26 protein-coding genes are annotated in these 26,645 nt (G+C 59.8%); 10 read left to right on the top strand and 16 right to left on the bottom strand.

What is annotated here, in order from left to right:
• Window positions 1–67 precede the first annotated feature (67 nt).
• Together ACUZ9Q_RS10620 and ACUZ9Q_RS10615 are read left to right on the top strand one after the other, a co-directional pair.
• Window positions 68–859 (top strand): sirohydrochlorin cobaltochelatase, encoded by a 792-nt coding sequence (locus ACUZ9Q_RS10620; protein WP_297147844.1) that lies wholly within the window; start codon window positions 68–70, stop codon window positions 857–859.
• A gap of 63 nt (window positions 860–922) precedes the next feature.
• Window positions 923–1,702, top strand: a complete 780-nt coding sequence (locus ACUZ9Q_RS10615) for a hypothetical protein (RefSeq protein WP_225530084.1) — start codon at window positions 923–925, stop codon at window positions 1,700–1,702.
• 332 nt (window positions 1,703–2,034) lie between these two features.
• Here ACUZ9Q_RS10615 and ACUZ9Q_RS10610 read toward each other — a convergent pair whose 3' ends face one another.
• The 7 genes from ACUZ9Q_RS10610 to mqnE form a co-directional block, all read right to left on the bottom strand.
• A complete protein-coding gene (locus ACUZ9Q_RS10610; RefSeq protein WP_192113734.1) occupies window positions 2,035–2,730 on the bottom strand; it encodes a Crp/Fnr family transcriptional regulator in 696 nt (231 codons plus the stop codon).
• Window positions 2,731–2,818: 88 nt separating this feature from the next.
• Window positions 2,819–3,148 carry a 4Fe-4S dicluster domain-containing protein gene (locus ACUZ9Q_RS10605; protein ID WP_192113735.1) on the bottom strand — a complete coding sequence of 110 codons (330 nt, stop codon included), beginning with the start codon at window positions 3,146–3,148 and terminating at the stop codon, window positions 2,819–2,821.
• Between the two features lie 15 nt (window positions 3,149–3,163).
• A complete protein-coding gene (locus ACUZ9Q_RS10600; RefSeq protein ID WP_449247844.1) occupies window positions 3,164–4,936 on the bottom strand; it encodes an adenylyl-sulfate reductase subunit alpha in 1,773 nt (590 codons plus the stop codon).
• A 30-nt stretch (window positions 4,937–4,966) separates the two neighbouring features.
• Window positions 4,967–6,514: an SLC13 family permease gene (locus ACUZ9Q_RS10595; RefSeq protein WP_449247843.1), complete on the bottom strand. Its 1,548-nt coding sequence runs from the start codon at window positions 6,512–6,514 to the stop codon at window positions 4,967–4,969.
• 302 nt (window positions 6,515–6,816) lie between these two features.
• On the bottom strand, window positions 6,817–7,668 hold the full coding sequence (locus ACUZ9Q_RS10590; protein ID WP_192113738.1) for a menaquinone biosynthetic enzyme MqnA/MqnD family protein: 852 nt from the start codon (window positions 7,666–7,668) through the stop codon (window positions 6,817–6,819).
• A gap of 116 nt (window positions 7,669–7,784) precedes the next feature.
• Entirely contained in the window at window positions 7,785–8,915 is a 1,131-nt protein-coding gene (mqnC, locus tag ACUZ9Q_RS10585; RefSeq protein WP_192113739.1) for a cyclic dehypoxanthinyl futalosine synthase, read from the bottom strand.
• Window positions 8,912–10,051 (bottom strand): aminofutalosine synthase MqnE, encoded by a 1,140-nt coding sequence (gene mqnE, locus ACUZ9Q_RS10580; RefSeq protein WP_240824994.1) that lies wholly within the window; start codon window positions 10,049–10,051, stop codon window positions 8,912–8,914. Before mqnE ends, mqnC begins: the two co-directional genes overlap by 4 nt.
• Before the next feature lie 84 nt (window positions 10,052–10,135).
• Here mqnE and ACUZ9Q_RS10575 point away from each other — a divergent pair, with 84 nt between their 5' ends.
• Together ACUZ9Q_RS10575 and ACUZ9Q_RS10570 are read left to right on the top strand one after the other, a co-directional pair.
• Entirely contained in the window at window positions 10,136–10,981 is an 846-nt protein-coding gene (locus ACUZ9Q_RS10575) for a 1,4-dihydroxy-6-naphthoate synthase (RefSeq protein WP_449247842.1), read from the top strand.
• Window positions 10,982–11,125: 144 nt separating this feature from the next.
• Window positions 11,126–12,532 (top strand): MATE family efflux transporter, encoded by a 1,407-nt coding sequence (locus ACUZ9Q_RS10570; protein ID WP_449247841.1) that lies wholly within the window; start codon window positions 11,126–11,128, stop codon window positions 12,530–12,532.
• 154 nt (window positions 12,533–12,686) lie between these two features.
• Here the strand turns inward: ACUZ9Q_RS10570 and ACUZ9Q_RS10565 are convergent, their stop codons facing one another.
• The 5 genes from ACUZ9Q_RS10565 to ACUZ9Q_RS10545 form a co-directional block, all read right to left on the bottom strand.
• Entirely contained in the window at window positions 12,687–14,258 is a 1,572-nt protein-coding gene (locus tag ACUZ9Q_RS10565; protein WP_449247840.1) for a response regulator, read from the bottom strand.
• Window positions 14,259–14,487: 229 nt separating this feature from the next.
• Window positions 14,488–14,886, bottom strand: a complete 399-nt coding sequence (locus ACUZ9Q_RS10560) for a hypothetical protein (RefSeq protein WP_449247839.1) — start codon at window positions 14,884–14,886, stop codon at window positions 14,488–14,490.
• A 316-nt stretch (window positions 14,887–15,202) separates the two neighbouring features.
• A complete protein-coding gene (locus ACUZ9Q_RS10555) occupies window positions 15,203–15,817 on the bottom strand; it encodes a bifunctional nuclease family protein (RefSeq protein WP_022657265.1) in 615 nt (204 codons plus the stop codon).
• Window positions 15,811–17,166, bottom strand: coding sequence for a tRNA (N6-isopentenyl adenosine(37)-C2)-methylthiotransferase MiaB (gene miaB, locus ACUZ9Q_RS10550; RefSeq protein ID WP_215648584.1), 1,356 nt, complete (start codon window positions 17,164–17,166; stop codon window positions 15,811–15,813). The genes ACUZ9Q_RS10555 and miaB overlap by 7 nt, the downstream gene beginning before the upstream one ends.
• A gap of 9 nt (window positions 17,167–17,175) precedes the next feature.
• Window positions 17,176–17,550, bottom strand: a complete 375-nt coding sequence (locus ACUZ9Q_RS10545; protein ID WP_192113746.1) for a hypothetical protein — start codon at window positions 17,548–17,550, stop codon at window positions 17,176–17,178.
• Window positions 17,551–17,977: 427 nt separating this feature from the next.
• Between ACUZ9Q_RS10545 and ACUZ9Q_RS10540 the strand changes: the two genes are divergently transcribed.
• Window positions 17,978–18,514, top strand: a complete 537-nt coding sequence (locus ACUZ9Q_RS10540; protein WP_192113758.1) for a hypothetical protein — start codon at window positions 17,978–17,980, stop codon at window positions 18,512–18,514.
• 110 nt (window positions 18,515–18,624) lie between these two features.
• Here the strand turns inward: ACUZ9Q_RS10540 and ACUZ9Q_RS10535 are convergent, their stop codons facing one another.
• Complete coding sequence (locus ACUZ9Q_RS10535; RefSeq protein ID WP_192113747.1) at window positions 18,625–18,903, bottom strand: DUF5334 domain-containing protein; 279 nt, start codon at window positions 18,901–18,903, stop codon at window positions 18,625–18,627.
• Here ACUZ9Q_RS10535 and moaA point away from each other — a divergent pair.
• Window positions 18,902–19,981, top strand: coding sequence for a GTP 3',8-cyclase MoaA (gene moaA / locus ACUZ9Q_RS10530; RefSeq protein WP_192113748.1), 1,080 nt, complete (start codon window positions 18,902–18,904; stop codon window positions 19,979–19,981). The genes ACUZ9Q_RS10535 and moaA overlap by 2 nt on opposite strands.
• Before the next feature lie 86 nt (window positions 19,982–20,067).
• Here moaA and ACUZ9Q_RS10525 read toward each other — a convergent pair whose 3' ends face one another.
• Window positions 20,068–20,733, bottom strand: a complete 666-nt coding sequence (locus tag ACUZ9Q_RS10525; RefSeq protein ID WP_449247838.1) for an O-methyltransferase — start codon at window positions 20,731–20,733, stop codon at window positions 20,068–20,070.
• 92 nt (window positions 20,734–20,825) lie between these two features.
• Between ACUZ9Q_RS10525 and ACUZ9Q_RS10520 the strand changes: the two genes are divergently transcribed.
• From ACUZ9Q_RS10520 to ACUZ9Q_RS10505, 4 genes are all read left to right on the top strand, one after another.
• Window positions 20,826–21,509 (top strand): TetR family transcriptional regulator, encoded by a 684-nt coding sequence (locus ACUZ9Q_RS10520; protein ID WP_297147820.1) that lies wholly within the window; start codon window positions 20,826–20,828, stop codon window positions 21,507–21,509.
• A 61-nt stretch (window positions 21,510–21,570) separates the two neighbouring features.
• The gene (gene ruvA / locus ACUZ9Q_RS10515; protein ID WP_192113759.1) at window positions 21,571–22,182 is read left to right on the top strand and encodes a Holliday junction branch migration protein RuvA; all 612 of its coding nucleotides are present in this window, start codon (window positions 21,571–21,573) and stop codon (window positions 22,180–22,182) included.
• On the top strand, window positions 22,182–23,174 hold the full coding sequence (gene ruvB, locus ACUZ9Q_RS10510) for a Holliday junction branch migration DNA helicase RuvB (protein ID WP_192113751.1): 993 nt from the start codon (window positions 22,182–22,184) through the stop codon (window positions 23,172–23,174). The genes ruvA and ruvB overlap by 1 nt, the downstream gene beginning before the upstream one ends.
• Window positions 23,175–23,232: 58 nt before the next feature.
• A complete protein-coding gene (locus tag ACUZ9Q_RS10505; RefSeq protein WP_192113752.1) occupies window positions 23,233–23,610 on the top strand; it encodes an ACT domain-containing protein in 378 nt (125 codons plus the stop codon).
• A 141-nt stretch (window positions 23,611–23,751) separates the two neighbouring features.
• Here the strand turns inward: ACUZ9Q_RS10505 and ACUZ9Q_RS10500 are convergent, their stop codons facing one another.
• The gene (locus tag ACUZ9Q_RS10500; RefSeq protein ID WP_225530085.1) at window positions 23,752–25,755 is read right to left on the bottom strand and encodes a heavy metal translocating P-type ATPase; all 2,004 of its coding nucleotides are present in this window, start codon (window positions 25,753–25,755) and stop codon (window positions 23,752–23,754) included.
• 15 nt (window positions 25,756–25,770) lie between these two features.
• A complete protein-coding gene (locus ACUZ9Q_RS10495; RefSeq protein ID WP_215648578.1) occupies window positions 25,771–26,199 on the bottom strand; it encodes an ArsR/SmtB family transcription factor in 429 nt (142 codons plus the stop codon).
• Window positions 26,200–26,645 lie beyond the last annotated feature (446 nt).

Raw genomic sequence — 26,645 nt, 5'->3', positions numbered from 1 at the left:
CTTGGGCATTGCCAGCCGCAAGCACTGTCCTTGCTTCAAGGGCGCAAGTGACGTACAAAAAACCCCCATGAGACACGCTATTCTTCTGGTCGCCTTTGGCGCAAGCAGCCCGCAGGGGCAGAACGCCCTCAAGGGATTTGACGCCCTTGTGCGCCAGCGTTATCCCGGTATTCCGGTACGCTGGGCCTATACTTCGCTGCTCTTGCGCGAGCGCATGGCGCAGGCCCGCCAGAAGAGTGATTCCGTGTTCAAGGCAGTTTGCCGTCTTGGGCTTGAGCGGTTCGAGGCCGTAGCGGTGCAGCCCTTGCAGACCATACCCGGTCAGGAGCATGGTGATGTGCGCGCCGCAGTTGAAGAAGCCGCTGAGCACGAGCACCTGCTTTGCCGGATTGGCGCGCCCCTGCTGGCCACAGCGGACGATGTGCGCGCGACGGCGCGGGCGCTGGTGCGGCATCTGCCCGCCGAGCGCAGCGCGGATGAAGACGTGGTCTTTATGGGGCACGGCGCGGAACACGAGGCGGTTGCCCGCTATGTGGATTTGGCCAGCGCTGTGCGCGAGCTTGACAGCCGCGTGCATGTGGGGGCCATGAACGGCGCTGTAACGCTTGAAAGTATTTTGCCCAATCTCGCTTCACGCCGGGTATGGCTTATGCCGCTTTTGTCGGTGGTGGGCCGTCATGCTCTGGAGGACATGGCGGGCGAGAACGGGCACAGTTGGCGCAGTCGCATTGAGGCCCAAGGGCACCAATGCCTGCCCGTGCTCATGGGGACGGCGGAATACGCCGATGTGGCTGAAATATGGCTGCGGCATCTTGAAGATGCCGTGCAATCCCTTGCTGCTGGCTGGGAGAAGAGGTGACGTATGCGCGGATTTTTGGCGGCTATACTGGTTTCAGGTTTGTTGTTGGGGGGGTGCGGCGCTATGGGAACGGGTGATACCGGCCCCAAAGAAAAAGTAAACCTTGCGGCTGGCGTGCAGAACGCCAAGGCCAATGCCTTTAACCCCTACTTGCGTACTACTTTGCCCAACCTCCGCACGAACGATGCAGAGAGCCAGGCCATGCTGCAAAAAATGGGAGGGCGCGTTACGTCCATCGAGGGTGAAGCTGCCTATCGGCCCCAGTGGAAAAACGAGATATATCCCGTATTTTTCGGCGAACCCAAGGCCCCTCACGAAGTTCTGGTGCTGCTTGATTTTGCCTCGCCGCAGAGCGAGAAGGTCTGGCATGCCGTGGCTGAGGCCAGTCGCTCGGTTTCGCCCCAGCAGTGCAAGGTGGCGGTTTTTGCCAACAGCAAGGAATACTACGGAACCGACCTCATGGGCATGGGCATCTGGATTTCTTACTCCCGCCCCGGTCAGGGCATGGCCTACATGACCTACGCGCTCTCGCGCTGGAACGAGATCAAGGCTGCCCAAAAGAAAAAAGGGCACGTTGTGGCCTTTAACAATGAATATGACGCCACGGCGGAATCCACTGACTTCCCCATCCACTACAGCTACATGAGCAAGCTGCGGCCCCCGGTGAACCCCGCCGAGGAACTGGCCGTGGGCAAATACTGCTACAATGCGGGCAATGTGAACCTGTATCAGGCCCAGCAGATTGCCCAGTATTTTGGCATCAAGACCCTGCCTGCCGTGATTGTTGACGGCAACGTGCTGTCGTCCGTCTCTGCCAGCAGCATTCTCAAGGCCATGGAATAGCCGCCTGACGCAATATTCGGACGGCCTTTGGCCTTCTGAAACTGCACGCATAATGCCGCAAAGCCCGCTCGAAAGAGCGGGCTTTGTTTTTACCTTTCACGGACGGCAAAATCCGTTGCAGGGGCAGAAACCGGAATGGAGTGGAATGAAAGGGGCCGCAGGCAGCCAAATGGCGGGCATATGGCAGGCACTGGGTGCAGCCCTTGTTCTGGCTTACCATTTCCAGGCAGGGCAGACTATAAGCTGCAAGATTATTGGGTCTGCGGCAAACTTTCTTCTGTGCAGAAGGGTTGGCTAGCGCGCCCGTAGCGCCGGAGTGCGTGGTGGCGCGGCTACAGCAGGTTGTGGTCGAGGCGGTAGATCATTTCAATGGGATTGAGCAGCACAATGCGCCTGCCTGCGCCCACAATAAGCCCCGCATTGCGAAATTGCTGCAAGGTGGCGCTGACTGTGGGCTGGGTGGAGCCGACCATGGAGGCCAGTTGCTCCTGCGGAATGCTCAGTGGGATTTCGCAGGGTTTGTTCCAGCCCTCGGTGGTGCGAAGCGTTTCGTAGGCCAGAGAAATGAGCAGGCTTGCCAAGCGGTTGGCCACGTCGCTGTTCTGGCGGCGCACCAGATCGCCCATCTGGCGCAGCCTGCGCCCAAGCAGGGTAATGACGCTGCGCGCCAGCGGATAATGCTCCTGAAGCATGCTTTCAAAATCCTGCCGGTTGATGGCGTACAGCACGGATGCGCTGGCCGTTTGCGCGCTGGCCTTGCGCGGGGAATTGTTCAGCACTTCTGAAATGCCGAATATTTCGCCCTTCATACGCAGCGAGAAGGTCATTTCCTTGCCTGCGCGGTCCATGCAGAAAATACGTATCAGGCCGGATTCTATATAAAAGCAGGAGTCTCCCGCGTCACCTTCAAGAAAGACCATCTCATTCTTGGACAGTTCAAGGCGCTGGGCGTTTTTTAAAAAGGCGCTCTTGGCCTCGTCAATGCCCTTGAAAAAGTCTTCCTTTTCCAGATGCCAGAATGTGTCCATGAATGCCCTTCCCTATGTGGTGCGCCAGCGTCCCGCCGTGCAGGAACGGCGGGACGCTGGCGACTATTTTTAATACTACTCTGCGCTATCAGGCCTTGTCCAGCCTGTTCACATAACGGTAGGTCTGTTCCTGCCCGTTGATGTCGCGGCATTTCCAGATAATGAAGTTGGAGCCCATGATGGGGCGCAGCGTGGCCTTAAAGTAGCCCAACTGGTAGGGCATCTTGATTTCAAGCGCACCTGCGGGGCAGGCCTTGATGCAGGACATGCAGTCCCAGCAGTCGCGGGCGGCCCGCAAATAGGCCTTGCCCGTGGCGGGGTTCAGAGCCATGAGATCGCCGGGGCAGATTTCTTCGCAATGGGTTTCTTCGCGCCCGTTACAGCCGTTGCATTTGTGCGTGTCAATTTTTGGCGGCATTGTTTTTCTCCTGACTTAGGGCTTGTACCTGTCGCCGGGCAGCAACTGCTCGTAGGGACGGGTAAAGGTTGTCATTTCTCCTGTGGCGGGATCGCGGCGCGACTCCACAAAGCAGTCAAAGTTTTCATCGTCGCGCTGGGGGTAGTCCGAGCGGGTCTGCCAGCCAGCCCAGCGGGTTTCCTTGCGGGCCTTGAGGTGGTGCACCACGGCTTCGGCCACGTCCACGCGATCCATGGTTTCATTGGCCTGCATGAGGTCGTGCAGATCTTTGGCGCGCAGATGCTTGAACTGGCTTTGCAGAATCTTGATGTGCCGCAGGGCGTAATCAAGCTGCTGCTCGTTGACGCGATAAAACTGGCTGGAACCGCCAGCGTATTCATCCATGAGCCTTTGCAGGCGTTCCTTCATTTCCAGCGGGCTTACGCCTTCTTCTTCGCGCGTGAGCAGGGGAGCGTACACGCGTTCCTTTTCCTGCGCGATCTGGGCGGCATCAAGCTCCGGCGCATCGGTTACGGCCATGTAGGCAAGAGCGCCGCGCGCGGCCAGTTTGCCTTCGGCGCAGCAGCCGCCCACAAACTTGTTGGGATTGCCGCCTGCGGTTTCGCCCGCTGCGAACAGGCCGGGCAGGGTTGTCATGCGTTCCATGTCCACCCAGTAGCCGCCGCCGGTGTGCCCGCCCATGATGTAGGGATCGGAACCGAAGATTTCGATGGGTTCCTTGGACGGATCCTGCCCACGGCTGGCGAGGAAGAGCACGAAAGAAGGACGCTCGTTGAGGTAGTCTTCCATCATGGCCTTGGTTTTTTCCGGGGTCATGTTAGTGGTGTCGCAGAAGCAGGGGCCGCGACCGTTCAGCCATTCTTCCATGGGAGCGTTTGCGCGGATGTAGCGCGGGGCCGCATCGCCGCCAAGGCTTGCGTAGCGGCTCATGACGCGCTCGCCCAGGGAGTTGATGATGGGCGCGCCATAACCCACGGAAATGGTATCCACCGGGCCGCAAAAGTCCTTGGTGCGCGTGGCGACCCAGCGCTGCTCAAGGCTGCTGAGTTCCGCACCCTGGCGCAGGCCCATGGCGTAACCGGAACCAACGCAGTAGGGGCACATCCAGATTTGCGAGCCGCTGTCGGTGGAGTCTGCGGTGTAGGACTTGTAAAGCGTGCCCGCGCCGCCGGTGCTCACCACTGTAGCACGTGCGCGGAACACGTAGAACTTGCCGTCGCGCACGCCAAAGCCCGTAGCACCTGTGCAGCGGCCATTGTGCACCAGCAGGCCCGTTGCTGCCACGCGGTTGTAGACATCCGCCCCGGTTTCAAGGGCTTTTTCAGCCATGATGGGCTTGAGCTGCTCGCCGTGGATGGAAATATCCCACTTGCCGCGGTAGCGGATGTTGCCCTGCTCATCACGGAGAATGGGCAGGCCCCAGCGCTCCAGGTCTTCAACGCATTCGTTGAGTTCCTGAGCGTTGGAGAGGGCCAGATCTTCGCGCAGAGGGCCGCCGCCAACCTGCGAGCGGCTCCAGCGCACGAGGTCTTCGGGCGTCTTGTTGGGCGGGATATAGGTGTTGATGGCGTCCATACCGGCAGAACACGCGCCGGAACGCATGATGTCGGCCTTTTCCACAATAACGATCTTGGCTGCGGGGTTGAGACGCGCAGTTTCCGTTGCCACAAAGCAACCGGCATTGCCGCCGCCGATGATCAGCAGGTCGGCGGTTACCTCGACGGTTTCAATGTCGTTCAGGCTGGTTGGCCGAAAATCGACCGCATGTGTTGTTTTTATGCGTGCCATAATGTCCTCTCGGGCAAAGGGTTGGGGCGATTAAAAAGGCCAGGCTGCGGCGGGGTTCCACACGGGCATGCCGAGCAGCGCGTACCAGGGGGCCATGATGCAGACGCCGTAGGCAATGGCGATAAGCACGGCCACAGAACCCACCTTGGCGTAATCAGAGGTAGAGAAAGTTTCTGTGCTGTGGGCGATGACGGCGGCGGTAATCTGCGTGGGCAGCAGGTAGGCGAACGTATCCGTATCGCACACCAGCAGGGTAAAGGCCACGGGGTGCAGCCCCAGCTTGGGCGCCATGGCAAATACCACCGGGGCAAGCATGGCCACGGCAGCCACGTTGGAGAGCATGCCAAGGCGGATAATGTGCGTGCCCACCATCATGGTCAGCACTGTCTGCCACCAGTTCATGCCCACAACCATGCTGTGGATGTGGTCGGCAAGCCACTGGGCCACGCCAGCCTGGGTCATGGCGGTGGTCATGGTCATTGCGCCGCCCAGCAGCAAGAATGTGCCCCATATGGTCTTTTGCTGCACGGCCTTCCATGAGCAGGGCATCATGCCGGGGGCAAAAAGCACCATCATGCCCACCAGCCCGATAACGCCCAGGGGCTGGCGGTGCAGTTCATAAATAAAGCTGCCCTTGCCCGTCACAAACATGAATCCGACCAGCAGAAAAATGCCCAGCAGGGTTTTTTCCGCCATGCTCATGGGGCCAAGTTCTTTGTAGCTTTTTTCAATGGTGGCGGAGCCGCCCGCAATGGAAACGCAGTTGGTCTTGAAGTAGTAGCGCGTCCACCAGTTGGTCAGCACAAACATCCCCAGATACGGGAACTGCAGGAGCATCCAGTTGAGAAAGTTGATGTTGGTGAAGCCGTTTTTTTCAAAAATACCCACCAGAATCATGTTGGGCAGGTGGGCGGTCATGATGAACATGCCGCAGATCATGGAGCCGTAAACGAGAGACTGGATGACAAGGGCCTTTTTGGCGGCGCGTTCTTCGGGCGTATCACCCAGCAGATTGCAGATGCCCTGCACTACGGGCAGCAGGGTGGCGGCGCGGGCGTTGGCCGCAGGCACCAGAAAGCCCAGAACAATATTCACAAAGAACATGCCCCAGATAACCCGGCATACGGACGAAGCCTTGAAGCGGGCCAGAATGCCCAGAGCGATGCGGCGGTCAAGGCCGATGAGCTGCATGACCGCTGCCACCATAAAGGCAAACAGGCACAGCCAGATAACGTGGTCGGTGAATCCGGCAAAGATGGTAGCCATGGGCGGCTTGCCGTTGTTCCAGGGCAGGGCCTGGGTGATCAGCAGCATGGTGGGAATGGAAATGCCTGTCACGCCTGCGGGCATGGCCTCGCTGACCCACATGATGCTGGCCCATACCACAATGCCGAGAACGGCCATGCCGTTGTGCGTCAGCCCGTCAAAAGCGGGGATCACAGTCCACAGCAGAAAAAACGCAACCCATGCCAGGGCAAAACCCGTGAAAGCGCGCAGGGGATTTTTGCCCCTATTACGAATATTTTCACAAAGATAGCCCCAAAAAGACCGCCCTGCGGCGGAAGAAACCTGAGTCATATACCTACCCCACGATAAAAGAGTGTCAGTACGCGCGTGGGCACTGACACTAGGTTAGTTTGCTCTTCCATTCCATGTGCTGGATGATAATTCGGAGAAAAATATTTTGGCCTGGCTGTAGGCTTTGCGGCAATTTTTAAGGCTGAGCATACCTCTGTGAATGATGGCAACTTACTGAATTACTATGTAAATACGGCAAAAAAATGGAGCAGCCCGGACCACGTGCTCCGGCTGCTCCATGCCGATTTTTTTTGCCCTGCGCCCAAAATTTTTTTCAGATGAAAAATGCCCGCAGCGAATAATTACAGTTTGAAAAACTCCAGAGCCGGTGCCTTGGCGATCATGCCCGCATCTGCCAGCATTTGATAAAAAAGGCTCAAGCCGCGCTGTTCTTCCTCGCCCAGGGTGTAAACAAGACCCTTGCTGTAGTAGAAGGCCAGCTCCTCGCGCGAGAGGGGGCAGCCGTGGGCCGTGAGGTCGAGGATGACGTCCATGTGCTCAAGGCCCCAGTCGCGGCCCTGCCGCAGCAGCGCGCCGGGGTCGCTGGTAAAGAGTTTTGCCTCGGCGGCGGCGCGGCTGACCACCCACAGGCCGAAAATAAAGGGCAGGCCCGTCCAGTCGCGCCACGCCTCAGCCAGATCGAGACGGTGCGGGTACTCGGGATGGTTGCGCAGGCGCAGGGCTTCATCGCCAATGGCCAGAAAGGCCACGGGCGGGTTTTTGCCGCGCAGGGCCGGGGTCACCTGCCCGGTGGTGAATGTGACGTTGAGCTTGAACCTGTCGCGCATGATGAGGCGCAGCAGGGCCACCGAGGTATGTGTTTCGCCGCTGATGAGGATTTCCTGCCCTTCAAGCTGTTCAAAGGGCACGCGCGAGAGCAGCAACACGCTCATGACCGGGCCGTGGGAGCCGATGGAGAGGTCTTCCACAAGCTGGTAGCGCTCCGGGCGGCTGGCGTATTCAAAACACGAGCAGGACGAAACGTGCAGTTCGCCGCGCGCCATCATGGTGTTGAGCAGGGCTGGCGGGCCGGAAACAAGCTCGTAATCGTGGGGCAGAATGCCAGCTTCCAGCGGATGATAGATGGGCAGTACGTTGAGATAGCCAATGCGGCCCATGCGCAGTACAGGGGGCGTTTTTTTTTGCTCGGTCATGGGGCGGATTACCTTTTGCCAGGGGCAAAGCCGATGGGCGAAATTTGAATGTGCGGCCAAAACGCGTTTCCGGGGGCGAACCCCCGGAAACGTGGATTAACAGTGCGTCGGAAACCTTACACTTCAGGCTGGGGAACCACGGGCGTGTAATCCATGGTGCGCTGCACAGGGGTAAAGCCCGCCGTGCGGATGACCTTGTGGATGTCGCTGCGATCCATGCGGAAGGAAACCCCGGCTGCGGCCACCACGTTTTCTTCAATCATCAGCGAGCCGAAGTCGTTGGCGCCGTAGAACAGGGCCAGTTGGGCCACCTGCGGTCCCATGGTCACCCACGAGGCCTGGATGTTGGCGATATTGTCCAGCACCAGACGCGAGACTGCCAGCAGGCGCAGGTATGCGGGCGCGGGCAGCGGGTCGACGTCGATGCGCGTGTGCGCTGGCTGGAATGTCCACGGAATAAAGGCTGTGAAGCCGTGGGTGCGGTCCTGCACCTCGCGCACGGCAAAGAGGTGATCCAGCCTGTGAGCGGGTTCTTCCTCATGGCCGAACATCATGGTGGCGGTGGTGCGCAGGCCCAGCTTGTGGGCTTCTTCCATAACGCCGAGCCATTGCTCGGCAGTACATTTGTTGGGCGAAACCTGGGCGCGTACGCCCGTGTGCAGAATTTCCGCGCCGCCACCGGGCAGGGAGTGCAGGCCAGCTTCTTTCAGGCGGCGCAGCACTTCCGTAACGGAAAGACCGAATTTTTCGGCCCAGAAGAAAATCTCCGGCGGCGAAAAGGCGTGGATGTGCAGTTGCGGCCATGTGGCCCGCATCCAGCGCAGCAGGTCTTCGTACCATTCCAGCGGCAGGTCGGGGTGATGCCCGCCCTGGAGCAGCACCTGGGTACCGCCGAGGGCAAGAGTTTCCTCGATTTTCTGCGCCATTTCCTCTCGGCTGATGACGTAGCCGCCGTCCTGGTCCGGCGCGCGGAAAAAGGCGCAGAAGCGGCAGGCGCACACGCACACGTTGGAATAGTTGATGTTGCGGTCGCCTACGTAGGTGACAATGGGCTCAGGGTGCAGACGCAGTCGCATGGCATGGGCCAGTTGGGCAAGCGTGTGCAGGCTGGCCTTGTAGTACAGGGCTTCGGCGGCGGCGCGGTCAAGGCGCTGACCACTGGCGGCAAGGGCTGCGGCCTGGCGCACGTCTTCAAATTCTGCGCCCTGTTCGTCAAAGGGGCTGTGCGCGGGAAAAAACGTACTCACTGGCGCGCCTCCGTGGATTCGTCGTTCAGGGTATTGAAAGTGGCGTTGCGGCGCACCGGGGTAAAGCCCGATTCGCGGATAAGGTGCTCCAGCTCCTCAATGGTCATGCCCTGAGCGGACTGCGCGCCCGCCATGTGGCCGATGCGCTCTTCAATGATGGTGCCGTCCAGATCGTCCGCGCCGTACCACAGGGCCACGGGGGCCAGCTTGGGGGCCATCATGATCCAGTAGGCCTTGAGGTGGGGGATGTTGTCGAGCATGAGGCGCGAAACAGCCACGGTGCGCAACTGATCCAGCCCGCGCTGGGGGCCGACCTTGTCTTCCGGCAGCTTGAGGCGGCTGTGATCCGTAAGGAAGGGCAGGGGGATAAAACAGGTAAAGCCGCCGCTTTTGTCCTGCTGCTCGCGCAGACGGCAGAGGTGGTCGATGCGGTGCTCGTATGATTCGATATGCCCGAACAGCATGGTGCAGTTGGTGGCAATGCCAAGACTGTGAGCTTCGCCCTGAATGCGCAGCCATGCCTTGGCATCGGCCTTGTGCGGGCAGATCTGCGGGCGCAGCTCTTCATCAAAAATTTCCGCGCCGCCGCCGGGCATCATCACAAGGCCCGCGTTCTGCAGGCGTTTGAGCACCTCAAGGGTGCTGATGCCTTCAAGGCGCGCAAAATGTTCAATCTCTACGGCGGTAAAGGCCTTGACCGGCAGGTTGGGGTTAAAGGCCCGCACCGCGCGGATCATGTCTTCAAACCAGGCGAGGGGGCGCGTGGGGTGGCAGCCGCCCACAATGTGCAGCTCGTCCAGATGCAGGGGGGTCGCGTCTGCGGCGCGCAGGCGGGCCAGCACGTCGTCGAGGCTCATGGCAAACGCGCCCGGCTCGTCCTCCCTGTCGCGGCGGAAGGCGCAAAAGGTGCAGCCGTTGACGCACACATTGGTATAGTTGATCTGCCGGTTGACCACATAAAAGGCCTTGTGCCCGTGCAGGCGGCAGCGCACGTGCAGCGCAAGCGCGCCCACGGCGGTAATATCGGGGCAGTTGAACAGTGTCAGCCCGTCTTCGGGCGAAAGCCGCTCCCCGGAGAGCACCTTTTCGCGGATAGACGAAAGGCCCAGTGCGGCGTAGTATGTTGCGTCTAGCATATCTGAATCCTGTGCATGGATTGGGGGCAAAATGCCGCTCGCAGATTAAGCCCCGCCGCCGCACACTGTCAACGTGAGGGAAAAATGTCTGCCTTGCCGCCGCCAAATCTGTCATTCGGTCTTTCGCCCTGCCCCAACGATACCTATATTTTTCATGCCATGCTGCACGGGCTGGTGCCTGTTCCTGCGCCCATCACCCCGCATATGGCAGATGTGGAAGAACTGAACAACCTTGCCCGGCAAAAGGCGCTGGATGTCACCAAGATGTCGCTTGGCGCAACCACCGAGATCATGCAGGATTATGCCCTGATGTCTTCGGGCGCGGCGCTTGGCTGGGGCTGCGGCCCCCTTGTGGTGGCGCGCAAAAACCTCAAGCCCGAAGACTGGCGCAATGCCACGGTGGCGGTGCCCGGCCTGCTGACCACGGCCAACCTGCTGCTGACCCTGCACGGCGGTTTCCAGGGGCCGCGCAAGGAAATGCTGTTCAGCGACGTTATGTCTGCCGTGAGCAACGGCGAGGCTGATCTTGGCCTGATCATCCACGAGGGGCGCTTTACCTACGCGCGTCAGGGACTTGTAAAACTGCTTGATCTGGGGCAGTGGTGGGAGGCGGAGTTTTCTCTGCCGCTGCCGCTGGGGGCCATTGCCGTGCGGCGCGACCTGTCCATACCCCTGGCCCGGCGCGTGCAGAATACCATTACTGCCAGCCTGGCTTACGCCAACGCGCACCCCGATGATTCGCGCGAGTTTATCCGCTCGCACGCGCAGGAAATGGAAGAAAGCGTCACCAGCGCCCACATCAAGACCTTTGTGACGGATTTCAGCCTTGATCTCGGCCCGGCAGGGCGTGCGGCCATTGAAACACTGGTGGGCCGGGCTGCGGATATCATGGGCAAGACCCTGCCTTCTGAAGGGCTGTTTTTGCGTTAGCGATCAGGGCAAACCCGGCCCGTAACCCTTTGCCTCCCCATGTTTCGCGCGTTGCGGCGCGGACGGAACACGTTTTACCCCGGACTCTTCCGGCTTGTTCTGGCGCTGGCTTTATGCCCGCCACGGATCACCTGCGAGAACCCTATGTTTGAAAAAATATTCTCCCTTTCAGAGGCCCGCCGTTTTTATGCGGTGGGGCTGCCCATCTTCATTGCCCAGCTTTCGCAAACGGGCATGACCTTTGCTGATACAGCCATGAGCGGGCTTTACAGCGCTCAGGCTCTGGCCGCTGTGGCCGTTGCGGGTTCCATATGGGCCCCTGTGGCCCTGCTTGGCATTGGCTGCCTGCTGGCGCTCTCTCCCCTGAGCGCGCAATTTGTTGGCTCAGGACGGCCTGATCGCGCGGCGCACCTGCTGCGGCAGGGCCTGTGGCTTACCCTGGCCATGAGCGTTGTGCTGGTGGGCTTTTATTATGCCATCTCGTTCCATCTGGAGCTTTTTGGGCTTGAGCCCGCGCTTGCAGACATGGCAGGGGCCTACCTGCGCGCCATCATGTGGGGTTTGCCGGGATTTCTGCTTTTTGTGAACCTGCGCAGCTTTCTTGAGGGTTTTTCCCGCACTCGTCCCGCCATGGTCATAGGCCTGCTCGGGCTGGCGCTTAATGTTCCCTGCAACTACGTGTTCATTTACGGCAAGTTCGGTTTGCCGGAGCTTGGCGGCGTGGGCTGCGGCGTGGCCTCTGCCATCAGCTTCTGGTTTATGGGCCTGTGCATGCTGTATTATCTGCGCCGCGACCCGCAGTATAAATGCCTGGGGCCGCTGTTTGCGCCCCTGTTTCGCGGCGGCAGCGCAGAAGAGCCGCGCTTTGACGGGGCGCTGGTCTTGCGGGTGTTCCGCATTGGCTTTCCCGGCGCGCTGGCTCTGTTTTTTGAAGTTTCGCTCTTTGCCCTCAGTGCCATTTTGCTGGCTCCTCTGGGGACTGTCATGGTGGCTGGTCACCAGATTGCCCTTAACTTTGGCGCGCTGGTGTTCATGGTGCCGCTTTCCATCAGCATGACGGCAACCATACGCGTTGGCCGCTACCTTGGGGCGCAACAGGCCGAGCGCGCCAAGATTGTGGCCCGCACGGCCCTGACCCTGAGCGTTGTTTTTGCGCTGCTCATTGCCTCGCTTACCGTGCTGTTCCGGCATAGTATTGTGGCCATTTATACCCAGGATGCGGCAGTGGCCGCCCTGGCCATGCAACTTCTGCTCTATCAGGCCGCCTATCAGATTGTGGACGGCTTGCAGGTGACGGGCATAGGCATTCTGCGCGGGCATAATGATACGCGGATTATTTCTGTCATCTGCTTTGCAGCCTACTGGATTATCGGGCTACCCTTGGGTTTTGCCCTGGCGCGTACAAATCTTCTGGTCCCCTCAATGGGGGCGGCGGGCTTTTGGATTGCCTACATCGTGGCCCTGGGATTCGGTGCGGCATGTTACCTCTGGCGGGTGCGGCATCTGCATTCGCTTACCACGGAAGACATGCTCCAGCGCGTGAAGCGTTAGAGCGGCATCATCGCGTTATCCCAACGCGCCAGAACATCTTTTTCTGCGGCCGGGCACCAGTATGAGCGTAAAAAGAGGCGCAGGCGGGCAAAGCCCGCCTGCGCCTCTTCAATACTGGTACGCTGGAGAAGAAATACCGTCAGGCCTTTAGCTGTTATTTGCGGAAGGCCTGCTTCCAGGTAAATTTTACTATGGACATCATATCCGTGAGGCTGCTCTTGCCGCCAAGCAGGCTCCCGGAACTTTTGCCCCGCGCGAGCGGGTCGAGCAGCGGCGGGATGGGGGTATTGCCTGAAATGGCAGGCTGCGCATCTTGCGTGGTGCGGGTGTTCTGCGTTGACTGGGCTGCGCCCTCGTGCTCGCCCCACAAGGGGATAACTGGCGAGGATGCGCCCTGCCCGGCGCGCAGATTGCCTGCTCTGGCGGCAGAACCCTGCTGGGAGGACATATCCGGTTCGTCCTCGTCGGCAAGGGCAATGCCAACTTGCCCGCGTTGCCGTGCTCCAGCCTGCGGGGCTGTGCCTGCTGTCTGAGCCTGATTGGCCTGCACATTGCCCATTTGAGCCTGACCCACCTGCATCAGGGGGTCATTTGTCCATTCTGCGGGCGCGCCTTCTGCGTCCCCACGCTCCTTGGCGGCCTGACGGCCTGCCCGCCACTGGCGTTCTGCCGCGTCTTCAAGCTTTTTGGCCTCGGCCTCGCGGGTCAGGGTTTCAAGCGTGGTGCGGATTTCTGCGCTCAAGGCTTCTGCATCAGCCCCCAGAGCCTGCTCAAGGCAGGCTTCCATGCTTTTCAGCATGTCGTCCGGGGTATCCGTTGCAAGGCAAATCTGCGCCATGCGCTCACTGATCTGCTCTCTGGGGGTGATTTCGTACCCCTGAGCCAAAATTCCTGCTGCAAAATCAAAGTTGCCCTGGCGTATCTGCTGCAAGGCCTCGGACAAAAACGGGCTTCGCGCTGCGGGATCTTCCTGAAGCATGCGGGCATAGACAGCGCGGGCGCGGTTCCACTGCCGCGCGCGCACGAATGTGGCTGCCGCCAGCGAAAGATAGTGGCGGTAGCGGGCCATGTCGCCCTTGCCCTTCCACGCCGCAGCCATGCCCAACTCCGCCTTGCCCTGAATAAGCGCGCCACGCATGGCCCGCTGGAAGGCATTGATGGCGCTGTTCCATTTGCGCTGTTCAAGGCACTGCATGCCCACGCGGAAATAGTCTTCAGGCTGGCGAATGGGCTTGAGCAGGATACCGTAGGTGGCCACGGCCTCGTCAAAGGCTCTGGTGTCTGCAAGGTGGGCGGCTTTTTCCAGATCATCAAGCGAAGAACGCGAGTTGGCCAGAAAATCAAGATGGGCCTTGAGCTGGCTGAAGGAGTACGGCCTTGATATGAGTGCGCTTGCGCCGCAGCCAAGTGTGCGGAGTTGCTCCACCTCGCTGTCGTGGGGCAGAATCAGCAGTACGGGCATGTCGAGCAGCAGGGGGTGCAGGCGCAGGATGGCGCAGAACTGTTCGCCGTCCATATCAGAAAGGCGCTGCGAGCAGATGACCACATCGGGCTTGAAAGAAGGGGGAAATTCGTCAAGGCCAGCCAACATGCGCGCTGCCGCCACGCCGGAGGTCAGACCTTCAATGCGGTCAACCCCGACTTCGCGCAATGCGCGTCTGTCCAGAGCGGCCATTGATTCGCTTTCGCTGAGAAGAAGAACATGGATCTGCCGTGGGCGGGTCATGCTTGTCCTTGTCGGAATAACCAGTTGAAAAGCTGCCGGCAGGAAGGGCAGGCAGTGGCTTCCGTAACTGCACTATACCCGCTGGAGCGGGCTTGCGCAAGAAAACAGGGCCGTGAAATTTAATGAAAGCCTGTCGCGAATGGGCGTAATGGCTTGTGCCTCCATAAAAAACACCTTGTCGCTGGTCGTGGCGGCAAGGTGTTTATGTGTCTGATCTGTCAAAACCAGCCTAATTGGCAAAGGGTATTATGCGCGCACGTTGCTGCGCATCCTCGCTGCCGCAGAATTCTGGCGGGCAGGAGAGAACTGCGTGGCAGTATGGGCAGTGCAGCGTGCCATCTGCCCGTTCAAGGCGGATAAGCCCTCCCTCGTTTTCATAGCAGCGCGGGCAGAACGGCCCCAGATTTATGTCCTTGGCCTTGAGCCAGTAGAGGCCGTTGCGGCGGAACAGGTTGCTGGCAAGCTCAACGATTTCTTCAAGGGTCTTCAGGCGGGTCTGCAACAGATTGAGCTCGTCGTGCAGGGCTATGCTGCGCGATTGCACTTCCATAAGCAGGCGGCGGGCCTGTTCGACATGCCCGGAGGCAAAAAGGTCGTTGATTTCTTTGAATAGTCGATAGTGCAGCATGGTTCGCTTCCCCATTGCTGCTAATAATCGGAGCAAGACGCTATATCTTTAGGGAACGGAAATCGGCTATTGGCGCGGGCTGAAAAAATTTACCCATGATTTTAGCCAGTTGGTGAGGCATTTTTTATTTAGAATATTTTTAGAGTTCTGGAAAAAAACTGGATTTGCCGGGTGCAGGCTTGCCCGCAAGGGCTGCCGTATTGTCTCTGAAAAGTGCTGCCTGTATGAAAAATGGGGGAAACAGGAGGTGCCCAAACCCACGCGCGCAATCAAGCAACGCGGATGTGGTAAAGATAAAGAGAATTGTTGCGGCTGGTTACATCTTGCGGCGTGAAACCGGGTCAAGAGAACGCAGCATCTCGCGGTATCGGGTTTCTTCATCCGCGGAGAGGGAGGGGGGCAGCTCGCCGTGGCGCAACAGGGCGCCGCCCAGCATATCCGCCTCTTTTTGGGCGCCGACGCGGCGCACCATGTCGGTGGCGGCATCAGGAATCGGCGTGGTAACTTCCACGGCAGTGCTTTGTTCTGCCCGCTGCTGCTCCTCGGCAGAAAGGCGCAGTACTTCCTCCTCCACCAGAATGGGCGCCCCTGCGCGCATGGCCAGGGCAATGGCGTCCGAGGGGCGGCAGTCCACCCGGGTTCTGCCTTCCGGGCCGGAAAGCACAAGCACCGCGTAGAAGGTGCCTTCGCGCAGGTCGTTGATCTCCACGCGTCGCAGTTCGGCCTTAAAGGCTTTGAGCGTCATGAGAAAGAGGTCGTGCGTGAGAGGGCGGGGCAGGCTTTCGTTGTTGAGCACCAAAGAAATGGCCATGGCCTCCATGGCTCCTACCCAGACGGGCAGCACGGCATCGCCGCTGGCTTCGCGCAACACCACGATGGGCGTTTTGCTCTGCGGGTCGATGGTGAGGCCGAAAACGCGCATTTCTACCATGGTTCCCCCAATCGTTGGGCCATGAGGCTGTGTTTCTTTGCCTCGGTAATGCTCACCCGTACCATGCGGCCCGTGTGGTCCACTTGCGGCGGCAGTTCCACATGCACGGGCGCGCCGTAGGGATCGCGGCCTTGCCAGCTTGGCTCCGGCCCCTGGCCTTCCTTGGGGCTGCGGTTTTCGATCAGCAGGGTGGTTTCCCCGCCCACCCGTTGCTGCAACCAGCGCGCGCCAAGTTCATCCTGAAGGGCCTGGAGGCGCAGCAGCCTGTCCTGGGCCACATCGGCGGGAATTTTGTCGGGGAAGAGCGAGGCCCGCGTTCCCGGCCTGTCCGAGTAACAAAAGGAGAAGCTGGACATGAAGTTGCTGGCGCGCATCATCTGCAGCGTGTCCTGAAAATCCTGCTCGCTTTCACCGGGAAAGCCCACAATAAGATCAGTGGAGAGGGCCAGATCGGGCCGGGCGGCGCGCAGGCGCTCCACCAGATTAAGAAAGGCCGCGCTGTCGTAGCGGCGTTTCATGCGGGCCAGCACAGCGTCCGAGCCTGCCTGCATGGGCAGGTGCAGGCGGGGGCAGAGCTGGGGCAGTTCCGCAAAGGCGGCGATATCTTCCGGCCCCATATCCTTGGGGTGCGGGGTAACGTAGCGCAGGCGTTCAAGGCCCGGCAAGGCGGCAACCTTGCGCAGCAGAGCGGCAAAGCTCGTGCCGTCGCCGCTTTTATCCTGCCCGAATGCGTTGACGTTCTGCCCAAGCAGGGTGATTTCTCTCGCGCCGTTGTCGATCAGCGCCTTGCATTCGTCAAGAATGGCCGTGCTGCTGCGCGATTTCTGGCGGCCCCGGGTGAAAGGCACAATGCAGTAGGCGCAAAAATTGTCGCAGCCCTGCATTATATTGGCATAGGCCACAGAGCCGCTGACCACGCCGGGTTCGGTTGTGCCCTCGCGCTCCACATACTGGCTTGTAAAATCAAGCAGGGAGAGGCGCTGGGCGGGGTTTTCCAGCAGACGCTCGATGGCTTGCGGGGCATTACCTATGCCGTCGCTGCCCGCCACAAGGCGTACCTGGCTTTCTTTTTCAAAGATGCTTTCGCCAAGCTGCTGGGCCACGCATCCGGCCACGCACACCAGCACTGCAGGGTTGCCGCCCGAAACCTGACGGATGCGGCCAAGCGTGCTCATAACCTTTTGTTCCGGCTTTTCACGCACGGAACAGGTATTGACCACCACCACCTGGGCGTCTTCAAGCGGCGCTTCAAAAAAACCGCGCGCGCCGAGCGCACGCCCCAGCCAGTGGGAGTCGTGCACGTTCATCTGACAGCCAAAAGTGATGATATGGTAGGTCTTTTCAATCATGATCTTGTATTACTGCTCAATGTCCAGGTCTGCATCGTACATGCCATGCGCGCCTTCTTCTTCAAGGGCGGCCACGCGGTCTTCAAGCCAGTCAAGCACGGCGCGGGCCGTGTGGTAGTTGAGCAGCACACGGCTGTGGATGCAGCGGTTCACTTCGCGCGCGTCCACCTCGCCGGGGGTCATTTCGTGGCCGATGGAGCCGTCGGGGGCCACCAGCTGCTCAGAGAAAGCGGGCAGGGCATCGCTTTCGTGATAAAAATTCATTTCGATCTCGCCCTGCGGGTTTATGCCGCCCCAAACGCCGTGGGCTGTTTGCAGTCTTGCGTTTTCATCCATCTGATATTTATAGCGGATCTTTGCGGGGTGGTCACTGGGCTTGTTCATGCGGCATCCTTGTGGTGTGTGGTATCAGGGGCCTGGCCGCAGGCTGAGGCTCCGTTAGCAACGACATCAGCTGTGCGGCAATTGCATATGATAAAAAAGAGGCCCTGCCAAGTAAAGGCAACATGCTGTCCGCGCAGGGGGCGGCATTGCTTCGCATGCATCATGCCCGGTCGGCCCGCTGTAAAAAATTTGGAGCGAAAGAATCAAATCACCGCAAAAAGCAGCGCCAGCCCGGCTCTGCGGCCCATGCAACAGCCTTGCTGCGGCAAACATGCTCTTGACGATGTGCCTTGCATGGATAGAATATCTGCTGCGGCTCATAAGCACGGCCATGCGCGGCAGCGCGCGGGCTAATCAGGCAATGAGCATCCAAGGAGAACAAGTGAGCGAGGCAAGCAGCAAACCGTATGAAATCCGGCGGCATGAAATGCAGCCCTACTTTGATCTGGAAGCCTTCATGTCCATGAGCAAGGAAACGCGCCTTGGCGGTGCGATTCTTGAACGCCTTGTGGGCCTGTGGGGCGAATGGCTGCCGCAACTGAACGTCTGTGAGATTGCGGCTGGCAAAATTTCGTATCTGGCTGTCTGGCTGCCGGAAGAAGTGGAAAATTTTGTGGATGAAGCCTGGGGCAAATCTGCCTCTGACGGCTTTATGATCAACAACCTTGCCCAGTTCATGTGCATGGCCGCCGTGCAGGAAGCCCTGCCCCAGGTGGAAGACGCCGGTTGCGCGCCTTCACCGCGCCCTACAGAAACGCTGCGCGAGGCGCTGGCCTCCTTGGGCATTGAATACCGCGAGGCATTCGGCACCCTTACGCGCCGTTATGCCGTGGTGACGCACTATCCCTTCAAGGGCGGCTGCGAGATTTGCCATCTTCAGGCCCAGTGTCCCAAGGGGCAGGGTCAGGCTGAAAGCCCGAGCATCCTTTTGCCGGGGCATGAGGCGGAAGCGGGCGATAACTAGGTGCTGGAACGGGCGGCTGTTTCTGAAAATGCCGTTTCTGCTCCCGGCTGCGCGCCGCAAAGCGCGGGCCACAGCCATGTGGGGCACAGAATGCTTTTCGGCAACAGCCGCTAACGGCCTTCCATCACTAGGGTGCGGGTTACTCCGGCCGGGGTGCGCACCACAAGTTCCACAGTGCGGGCATTGCGGGCAACCGATTCAACGAGGCAGGTTTCCGTGGCGTCCTTGTCATAGTTGCGCACATCCACCGTGTCGCCCTTGGAGGGAACACGGTCGGGGATGACCTCGACAAGGTCGGCGGAATCGGCGTCAAAGCCGTCCCAGGCCAGCGCGGGTATGGTCATGCAAAGGCAGCCCAGCAGGGCGGCTCCGAATAGCAGGTGTTTCATGCAAGCATGTGTAAATCCATTTGCCCCTCTTGGCAACTGTGCCGCCCCCGGTGAAGAACTCGCGCCACTGGCGCACCCCGCCCCCCTGTGCGATGGTCATGGCCGCGTGGTGCGGTATCTGCGTCTTTCGGTCACTGACCGCTGCAACCTGCGCTGCGCCTATTGCCGCAGCGAGATAAACCAGAAGTTCATTCCTCACCCCAAGGTGTTGCGCTATGAAGAAATGGCGCGCCTTGTGGGCATGATGGCCGCGCTGGGCGTTTCCAAGGTGCGGCTTACCGGGGGCGAACCCTTTGCCCGCAAGGGCTGCGACGAACTGCTGCATATGCTGCATACGCGCTACCCATCCCTTGATCTGCGCCTGACCACCAACGGCACCCTGCTTGAGCCGCACATTTCGCTGCTGCGCTCAGTGGGGGTGAGCGCCGTAAATCTTTCCCTCGACAGTTTTGACCGCGAAACCTTTGCCAGAGTGACCGGGCGCGACCTGCTGCCCGCTGTTCTCGCCTCGCTCGACGGGCTGCTGCAAGCGGGTATTCGCGTAAAAATCAACGCCGTTGCCATGCGCGGCGTCAATGACGGGCAGATGGACGATTTTGTTCATGCCGTGCGCACCATGCCCGTTGACCTGCGCTTTATCGAATTTATGCCCATGGGCAGCGGCACCCTCTGGGGGCCGGAGACGTTCTGGTCTGCCGCAGACATCCGGGCCGAGGCCGAGCGCCGCGTGCGCCTTGATCCCGTGCAGGACAGCAGCGCGGAGGCTGGCCCCGCCAAGATGTTTGCCGTGCAGGGCGGCAAGGGCCGCATGGGATTTATCACCGCGGTATCCTGCCATTTCTGCGGCACGTGCAACCGGCTGCGGCTCACCAGCGACGGCAACCTGCGCACGTGCCTGTTTGACGACAGGGAATATCACTTGCGGGGGCTTCTGCGTAATCCGCGTTTTGATGACGAGCATCTGGCTCGCGTGGTGCGTTTGGCCTGTGCTGGCAAGCCCATCGGTGCCGATCTGCTCAAGGCCCGCAAAAAAGGCTCCGCCGTGGCCGATAAACAGATGGTGGGCATTGGCGGTTGATGTCGGCGATCTGAGCGTAACCTCACGGCTGCGGCTGCCTGTCAGCCTTCACTGGCCGGGAGCTTCTGTTGCAGGCAGACTGGCCCTCAGCCCAGCCGCACGGCAAGATTCACGTCGTCATCAAAATCCAGCGTCATGTATCCGTTGGCGGGATCGCGCACGTAGGCCAGGTATTCCGGGCTGTCGGCCGCGTCATCGGCGATCACTAGAGCGCCGGTGCGCAAACCAGTTTCTGCCAGTTTCAGAATATCGCAATACAGGGCCTTTGCCCCGTCGAGCAGCAGCATGTCTATATGCTGTGGCAGGTTGCTGCCCAGGGTTTGCAGGGCATCGCCAGAGCGAATTTCCACCAGATCGGCCAGTCCGGAAGTTTGCAGATTCTGCTGCGCCCGCGCCACTTTTGAGGGTTCAAACTCGCTTGTAATCATCTGGCCGCCACCGTTGTCGCGCAGGGCTGCGGCAAGAAACAGGGTGGAAATGCCGAATGAGGTGCCAAATTCCACCACTACTCGCGCATTGCTGCAGCGCGCCAGCATGTACAGAAGTTCGCCGGTTCTGCGGGAAACGGGAATGGCAAAGTTTTTCAGGCTGGCATAAAAACCGGCATATGCGGTTTTGCAGCCTTTTTGCTGTTCCAGCGCTTGGGCGCTCAGGCCTGTTGCCGCACAAATATCTTCGACCGTGGTTGTTTCCGCCTGGGTAAGCAGGGTATCAAGCAGATGGGCCAGTGGTTGCGTGCTGAGGCTGTTCATGTGTTGCTCCTTGTTATGGTTGCACGCCTGTGCGTGTATGGGTAGAATATGACGAAATATTCACATTTTACCATTCGCATTGCGCCGCATCCATGAGCAAACACCAAGAAACGAAAATTATTCAACGAAAACAACCACGTCAGGCACGGTCTGCCGATGTGGTGGCCGCGATTCTTGAGGCTGCCGCTCGCGTTTTAGCCACTGAGGGAGCGCAGCGTTTTACCACTGCACGCGTGGCCGAACGGGCCGGGGTCAGCATTGGTTCGCTGTACCAGTATTTTCCCAACAAAGCGGCCATACTTTTTCGGCTTCAGTGTGAGGAATGGCGGCAAACCACCAGCCTTTTGCAAACCATTCTGCAAGACGCGGGCATGCCGCCGCTGGATCGGCTGCGTACACTTGTGCACGCCTTTGTGACGTCGGAATGTGAAGAAGCAGCCATGCGCGCGGCCCTGCACGACTCTGCGCCCCTGTACCGACATGCGCCGGAAACAGCAGAAATCAAGGCCGAGAGCCGCCAGGTTTTTTCAGATTTTGTGGCCGAGGCCTTGCCCCTCGCCACAGAAAGCCAAAGGGCATTGGTCGCGGAGTTGACCTCTGTAACTCTGGCTGCGGCGGGCAAACACTTTTCCTCGCAAGGGCGCAGCCCGCAGGAAAACGAGGCCTGTGCCACAGCCGTGGCAGACATGCTTTGCGCCTATTTCAGCGCCATTGCTCAGGGGCCGCTAGCCTGTCCGCAGGCGGGGGATGGGCCATGCACGGCAAGCGCCATTTGAAACCCTTCGCCTTTCAGTCTATGCTCTGGCGGTAGCAACCTTTACTTCTCGCAAGGAATCCATGATCGCCTATCTTGAAGGCCGCCTGGCCGAAATATGGGGCAATGCCTGCCTGATCGTTACCGAAGGGGGCGTGGGGTACGAAGTGGCCCTGCCCGCCCACACGCTTGCCAGTCTGCCCGGCAGGGGGGAACCCCTGGCGCTGTACACCAGCCTTGCCGTGCGTGAAGACGCGCTGGAACTCTTTGGTTTTGCCACCTTTGAAGAGCGCCAGACCTTTGAAGTGCTGGTTTCCATCTCCAAGGTGGGCGCGCGCACTGCCCTTGGCATCCTTTCCATCTTCCGGCCCGACGACCTGCGCCGGGTTGTGTTTGAGGATGATGTGCTGGCCCTTACCCGCGTTTCGGGCATCGGCAAAAAAACTGCCGAGCATGTTTTTCTTGAGCTGAAATACAAGCTCAAGGTCGAGGACGCCCCGCAGGCGGCGGCGCTGACCACCGGGGTGCGCCCCGGCTCTGTATTCCGCGATGTGCTGGACGGCTTGGGCAATCTTGGCTACGAGCCGGACGAATGCGCGCCCCTGGTCAAAAAACTGCTGCACGAAGAGCCTGATCTGGACGTGACCGGCGCTCTGCGCGCCACCCTCAAGGCTCTTGCCAAGGGGAAGGTCTGATGACCGATCTTGCGAACCCGTGCGTTGCGGAGTGCACCACAGGCATTGACGAAAGTGTACGCCCGCACAGCCTTGACGACTTTATCGGGCAAGATGAACTGCGCGCCAATCTGCGCGTGTATCTGGGGGCTGCGCGCGAGCGCGGCAAGGCGCTGGACCACACGCTTTTTTACGGCAATCCTGGGCTTGGCAAAACCACGCTGGCGCAGATCATGGCCTCCGAGCTGGGGGTCAATCTTATCTGCACCTCCGGGCCGGTGCTTGAGCGCAGCGGGGATCTTGCCGCCATCCTCACCAATCTGAACAGGCACGACATCCTTTTTGTGGATGAAATCCACCGCATGCCCATTGCCGTGGAAGAAGTGCTGTATCCTGCCATGGAAGATTTCAAGCTCGATCTGGTCATCGGGCAGGGGCCTGCGGCGCGCACGGTCAAGATTGACCTTGAGCCTTTCACCCTTGTGGGGGCAACTACGCGCATGGGCTTGATTTCTTCGCCCCTGCGTGACCGGTTCGGCATTGTGGCGCGGCTGGAATATTACAGCCCGGACGACCTTGCCCGCGTGGTGCAGCGCACGGCGCGCATCCTGGGCGTGGAGGTCTCCACTGACGGCGCGGCGGAAATTGGCCGCCGTTCACGCGGCACGCCCCGCATTGCCAACCGCCTGTTGCGCCGGGTACGCGACTTTGCCCTGGTGCACGGTGACGGGCTGGTGACTGGCGAGCAGGCTTCGGCGGCGCTCAAGCGCATGGACGTGGACGAGCTGGGGCTGGATCAGATGGACCGCAAACTGCTGGAGGTGCTCATCAAGCACTATGACGGCGGTCCGGTGGGCATCAAAACTCTGGCAGTGGCCTGCTCGGAAGAAGTGCGAACTATTGAAGATATTTACGAGCCATATCTTATCCAGTGCGGCTTTTTAAAGCGCACCCCGCGTGGGCGCATGGCAACAGCTTTGGCCTACAGGCACTTGAAAATGCTGCTTTCTTAGGTGTATGATCTGCCCGGCCAGTTTTTTACACCGAACTGAATGAAAAGGCGGAGAAAGCATGCTGTTGCAAGTAATTGAAGGAAAATTCAGCGTCTGCAAGGTGGAAAACCTGCGCGCCGTCAATTTCCATGTGCCGTGGCTGTTTGTGGGCAAAACTGATGCGGAAATTTCGGTGGTCTGCCTGACTGCGGATGTTCCCCACGCCACCCTGGCAAGGGAGGACGGCTGGCGCGCACTGCGCGTAGCGGGGCAGATGGATTTTGGCCTTACTGGTGTTATGGCGGGTTTGTCCACTGTGCTGGCGCAGGCGGGCATCAGCATTTTTGCCGTGTCCACTTTTGATACGGATTATATATTGATGAAGGCTGAAAAGCTTGCCCCGGCCATTGAGGCGTTGGAGGCGGGCGGCCACACCGTGGAACGCGCTGCCGTGTAAAAGATCGGTCGGCGTACGCAGGATGCCGGATTCCGTTTTTGAGAAGATTTGCCGCCGGTGGCGCAGAGGCGCAGCGGGGGCAGGACAGAATATAAAACTCGGGGGAAGGGGGCTTTGTGGCCCCTTCCCCCGAGTTGCTTGCTATACGTCGATCTTGCCAGCGCGAGCCGCGTTGAGCACGGCCATGAGGGCCACGCCCACATCGGCAAAGACGGCTTCCCACAGGCCGGAAAGGCCCACGATGCCCAGCGCCATGAACAATCCCTTGATGCCCAGCGCCATAACAATGTTCTGCCACACAATTGTGCGCGTGCGGCGCGCAATGCGCAGCAGCTCTGGCAGGCGGGCGGGGTTGTCGTCCAGAATGACCACATCGGCGGTTTCAATGGCGGCTTCCGCGCCAAGACCGCCCATGGCCACGCCCACCCCTGCCGTTGCCAGCACCGGGGCATCGTTGATGCCGTCACCCACAAAGATGGTGTTCTTCACCGGGCCAAGGGCTTCAAGCGCTCCGGCCTTGTCTTCGGGCAGCAGGTCTGCGCGCAGGGTGTCCAACTTCAGGCGCTGGGCCACGGGGCGGGCCTGTTCTTCCCTGTCGCCCGTGAGCATGGCGATATTCTGGATGCCCAGGCGGCGCAGTTCCTGAATGGCTTCGGGCGACTGCGGCTTGATGCGGTCTGCCACCACCAGCGCACCCAGCAGCTTGCCGCCCTTGGCGACCTGCACCACGCTGCCGGGCATGGCAACTTCCATGGGGGCAATGCCACGGCTTGTGAGCAGGGCTGCGTTGCCCGCCAGAAGTTCATCGCCGCCAGCAGCGGCAGCCACACCCATGCCGGGGATTTCTTCCATGCTGGTGAGCAGTGCACCATCAACCGTGATGCCTTGCTGTTGCGCCGCGCGCATGACAGAGCGGGCAATGGGGTGGTTGGAGCGGCTCTCTGCCAGCGCTGCGGCGGTCAGCAGTTCATTGGGGGCAATACCTTCGGCGGGCAGCACGGCGTTTACTTCAAATACGCCTTCGGTGAGGGTGCCGGTTTTGTCCAGCGCAGCTACGCGGATGTCGCGCAGGCTGTCGAGCACCGCGCCGCCCTTGATGAGTATGCCCCGGCGCGAAGCAGCGCCAATACCGCCAAAGTAACCCAGCGGAATGGAAATAAGCAGGGCGCAGGGGCAGGAAATGACCAGCAGCACCAAAGCGCGGTAAATCCACTGGGAGAAGGGGCCAAGCCCGAACAGAGGGGGCAGCACCGCCACCAGAAAAGCAATGCCCGTCACTGCGGGGGTGTACCAGCGTGCCATACGAGTGATGAAGCGCTCCGTCGGGGCCTTGCGGGCCACGGCGTTTTCCACCATTTCAAGAATACGGGCTATGGACGAATCGGCAAAAGCCGTTGTCACTTCAACCCGCAGGGCAGCGTTAAGATTGATGGTGCCAGCAAGTACACGACTGCCGGGAGCTATGCGCTGGGGCACTGATTCGCCCGTGAGCGGGGATGTGTCCACCTGCGAATCGCCTTCAAGCACGGTGCCGTCCAACGGAATTTTTTCGCCGGGGCGCACAAGAATGTGACTGCCGGGGCCAAGGGCTTCGGGTTCCACATCGCGGGTAGCGCCGTTATCCAGCATTTCGTGGGCAATGCTGGGCCGTGCGGCCAGCAGGGCCTTGACCGAACGGCGCGAGCGCCCGGCGGCGCGCTCCTGCACAAATTCACCCACGCAGTAAAACAGCATGACGCCAACGGCTTCCGGCAACTGCCCGAGGGCTATGGCAGCGATTGTTGCGCCGCCCATGAGCGTGAATTCGTTGAAAAAGTCCTTCTTCAGGATGCTTTGCGCCCCTATGCGCAGGACATCATAACCACACAATATATATGGCAGGGCGTAGAAGATGCCAATGACCAACCAGTTGGGCATGATCTCGGCAAGACGTTCATCCGCAACCATACCAATGGCGAAAAGCACGGCGGATATTGCCATAATGGCGATTTCGCGCCTTTCGTGGTCGTGCCCGTGTTCATGCTCGTGCCCATGATCATGGCAGCAGGCGCAGGCGTGATCCTGGTCGCGATCGCTCGGTTCTTCCGGCGCGCATGAAGCGCAGCATGCCTTCATGGGCAAGGGGCTAAGCTTGGTGGATTCCATTCAAATCTCCTGACTTTATGCGGGGCTGCCAGCGGTTTGCGCGGCATCGTCTTCTGTGTCATCTGCCTGATCGGCTGGGACGGGAATATGCTTCTGCTTGAAGAATTCGTGGATGCTGGTGTTGTGCGAAATACCCGGCAAGGCCGCTGCATCCTGAGCAATCTGCGGGCAGTCGGCCAACTCGCGGGTTGTCAGCGCCAGAGCATCGCGCACACAGTCTGTGGGATTCTGCGGCAGGCGGTAATAAACCCAGCGACCATTCTTGATGCTCTCGATCAAACGCGCCTGCCGCAGGATAAAGAGGTGTTTGGAGGTGGTGGATGCCGCGAGCCCCAGGAGCGTTGTTATCTCGCAAACACACAGGGGCCGCAGGCGCAGGGCCATGAGTATTCGCAGGCGGTTTTCGTCGCCAAGCGCCCGAATAGCGGAAATGTAGCTGAGCATAAGTACTCCGTAGGGATGGTGGAGGTGGATGTCCTTTTCATTTCGCTGTGTGACGAAATATAAGAAGTGGGGCTTTTGAAGTCAAGCATATTTCGCCAACTGACGAAATGATAGCCTGGGCATCTATAAGAAGGGGCAAACGATTGAGTGGCAAGTTTGTGGGGGGGGGTGAAGTGTGCCCTTGCTGTGTGCCATGCGAAGATTGATCTAGCAGTGCGGGAGTGTTGCGCATTGAACGGCGATAGGCGCGCTGGTGGATGAGCAATGGCTGTGGCAGGGTGAGGGGATGGTTGTGGCAGTGTGGAAATCCCCCTGAAATTGGCTTTTGGCGGGGGATTTGCCTGAACATTTGTGCAAAAATGGTTTTTGTGTTGACACGGAGGGGGTGTTTGCTTAGAGTGCATTTCTCGCGTCACGGGATCGACACATTGAGTCTCGGCGAAATT

This window comes from Desulfovibrio desulfopostgatei (assembly GCF_053570645.1).
The sequence above is the reverse complement of the archived record's forward strand: the minus strand, read 5'-3'. Positions and strand labels throughout refer to the sequence as shown.

What these genes read in the sequence shown, in the direction of transcription:
- ruvB (WP_192113751.1), top strand. Translation starts at nt 22,182, where the DNA reads ATGACCGATCTTGCGAACCCGTGCGTTGCGGAGTGCACCACAGGCATT.
- ACUZ9Q_RS10595 (WP_449247843.1), bottom strand. Translation starts at nt 6,514, where the DNA reads ATGACTCAGGTTTCTTCCGCCGCAGGGCGGTCTTTTTGGGGCTATCTT.
- ruvA (WP_192113759.1), top strand. Translation starts at nt 21,571, where the DNA reads ATGATCGCCTATCTTGAAGGCCGCCTGGCCGAAATATGGGGCAATGCC.
- ACUZ9Q_RS10575 (WP_449247842.1), top strand. Translation starts at nt 10,136, where the DNA reads ATGTCTGCCTTGCCGCCGCCAAATCTGTCATTCGGTCTTTCGCCCTGC.
- miaB (WP_215648584.1), bottom strand. Translation starts at nt 17,166, where the DNA reads ATGATTGAAAAGACCTACCATATCATCACTTTTGGCTGTCAGATGAAC.
- ACUZ9Q_RS10500 (WP_225530085.1), bottom strand. Translation starts at nt 25,755, where the DNA reads ATGGAATCCACCAAGCTTAGCCCCTTGCCCATGAAGGCATGCTGCGCT.
- ACUZ9Q_RS10615 (WP_225530084.1), top strand. Translation starts at nt 923, where the DNA reads ATGGGAACGGGTGATACCGGCCCCAAAGAAAAAGTAAACCTTGCGGCT.
- ACUZ9Q_RS10535 (WP_192113747.1), bottom strand. Translation starts at nt 18,903, where the DNA reads ATGAAACACCTGCTATTCGGAGCCGCCCTGCTGGGCTGCCTTTGCATG.
- ACUZ9Q_RS10545 (WP_192113746.1), bottom strand. Translation starts at nt 17,550, where the DNA reads ATGAACAAGCCCAGTGACCACCCCGCAAAGATCCGCTATAAATATCAG.
- ACUZ9Q_RS10525 (WP_449247838.1), bottom strand. Translation starts at nt 20,733, where the DNA reads ATGAACAGCCTCAGCACGCAACCACTGGCCCATCTGCTTGATACCCTG.
- ACUZ9Q_RS10610 (WP_192113734.1), bottom strand. Translation starts at nt 2,730, where the DNA reads ATGGACACATTCTGGCATCTGGAAAAGGAAGACTTTTTCAAGGGCATT.
- ACUZ9Q_RS10505 (WP_192113752.1), top strand. Translation starts at nt 23,233, where the DNA reads ATGCTGTTGCAAGTAATTGAAGGAAAATTCAGCGTCTGCAAGGTGGAA.
- mqnE (WP_240824994.1), bottom strand. Translation starts at nt 10,051, where the DNA reads ATGCTAGACGCAACATACTACGCCGCACTGGGCCTTTCGTCTATCCGC.
- ACUZ9Q_RS10540 (WP_192113758.1), top strand. Translation starts at nt 17,978, where the DNA reads ATGCAGCCCTACTTTGATCTGGAAGCCTTCATGTCCATGAGCAAGGAA.
- ACUZ9Q_RS10570 (WP_449247841.1), top strand. Translation starts at nt 11,126, where the DNA reads ATGTTTGAAAAAATATTCTCCCTTTCAGAGGCCCGCCGTTTTTATGCG.
- ACUZ9Q_RS10565 (WP_449247840.1), bottom strand. Translation starts at nt 14,258, where the DNA reads ATGACCCGCCCACGGCAGATCCATGTTCTTCTTCTCAGCGAAAGCGAA.
- ACUZ9Q_RS10495 (WP_215648578.1), bottom strand. Translation starts at nt 26,199, where the DNA reads ATGCTCAGCTACATTTCCGCTATTCGGGCGCTTGGCGACGAAAACCGC.
- ACUZ9Q_RS10560 (WP_449247839.1), bottom strand. Translation starts at nt 14,886, where the DNA reads ATGCTGCACTATCGACTATTCAAAGAAATCAACGACCTTTTTGCCTCC.
- ACUZ9Q_RS10600 (WP_449247844.1), bottom strand. Translation starts at nt 4,936, where the DNA reads ATGGCACGCATAAAAACAACACATGCGGTCGATTTTCGGCCAACCAGC.
- ACUZ9Q_RS10590 (WP_192113738.1), bottom strand. Translation starts at nt 7,668, where the DNA reads ATGACCGAGCAAAAAAAAACGCCCCCTGTACTGCGCATGGGCCGCATT.
- moaA (WP_192113748.1), top strand. Translation starts at nt 18,902, where the DNA reads ATGCAAGCATGTGTAAATCCATTTGCCCCTCTTGGCAACTGTGCCGCC.
- ACUZ9Q_RS10555 (WP_022657265.1), bottom strand. Translation starts at nt 15,817, where the DNA reads ATGGTAGAAATGCGCGTTTTCGGCCTCACCATCGACCCGCAGAGCAAA.
- ACUZ9Q_RS10620 (WP_297147844.1), top strand. Translation starts at nt 68, where the DNA reads ATGAGACACGCTATTCTTCTGGTCGCCTTTGGCGCAAGCAGCCCGCAG.
- ACUZ9Q_RS10520 (WP_297147820.1), top strand. Translation starts at nt 20,826, where the DNA reads ATGAGCAAACACCAAGAAACGAAAATTATTCAACGAAAACAACCACGT.
- ACUZ9Q_RS10605 (WP_192113735.1), bottom strand. Translation starts at nt 3,148, where the DNA reads ATGCCGCCAAAAATTGACACGCACAAATGCAACGGCTGTAACGGGCGC.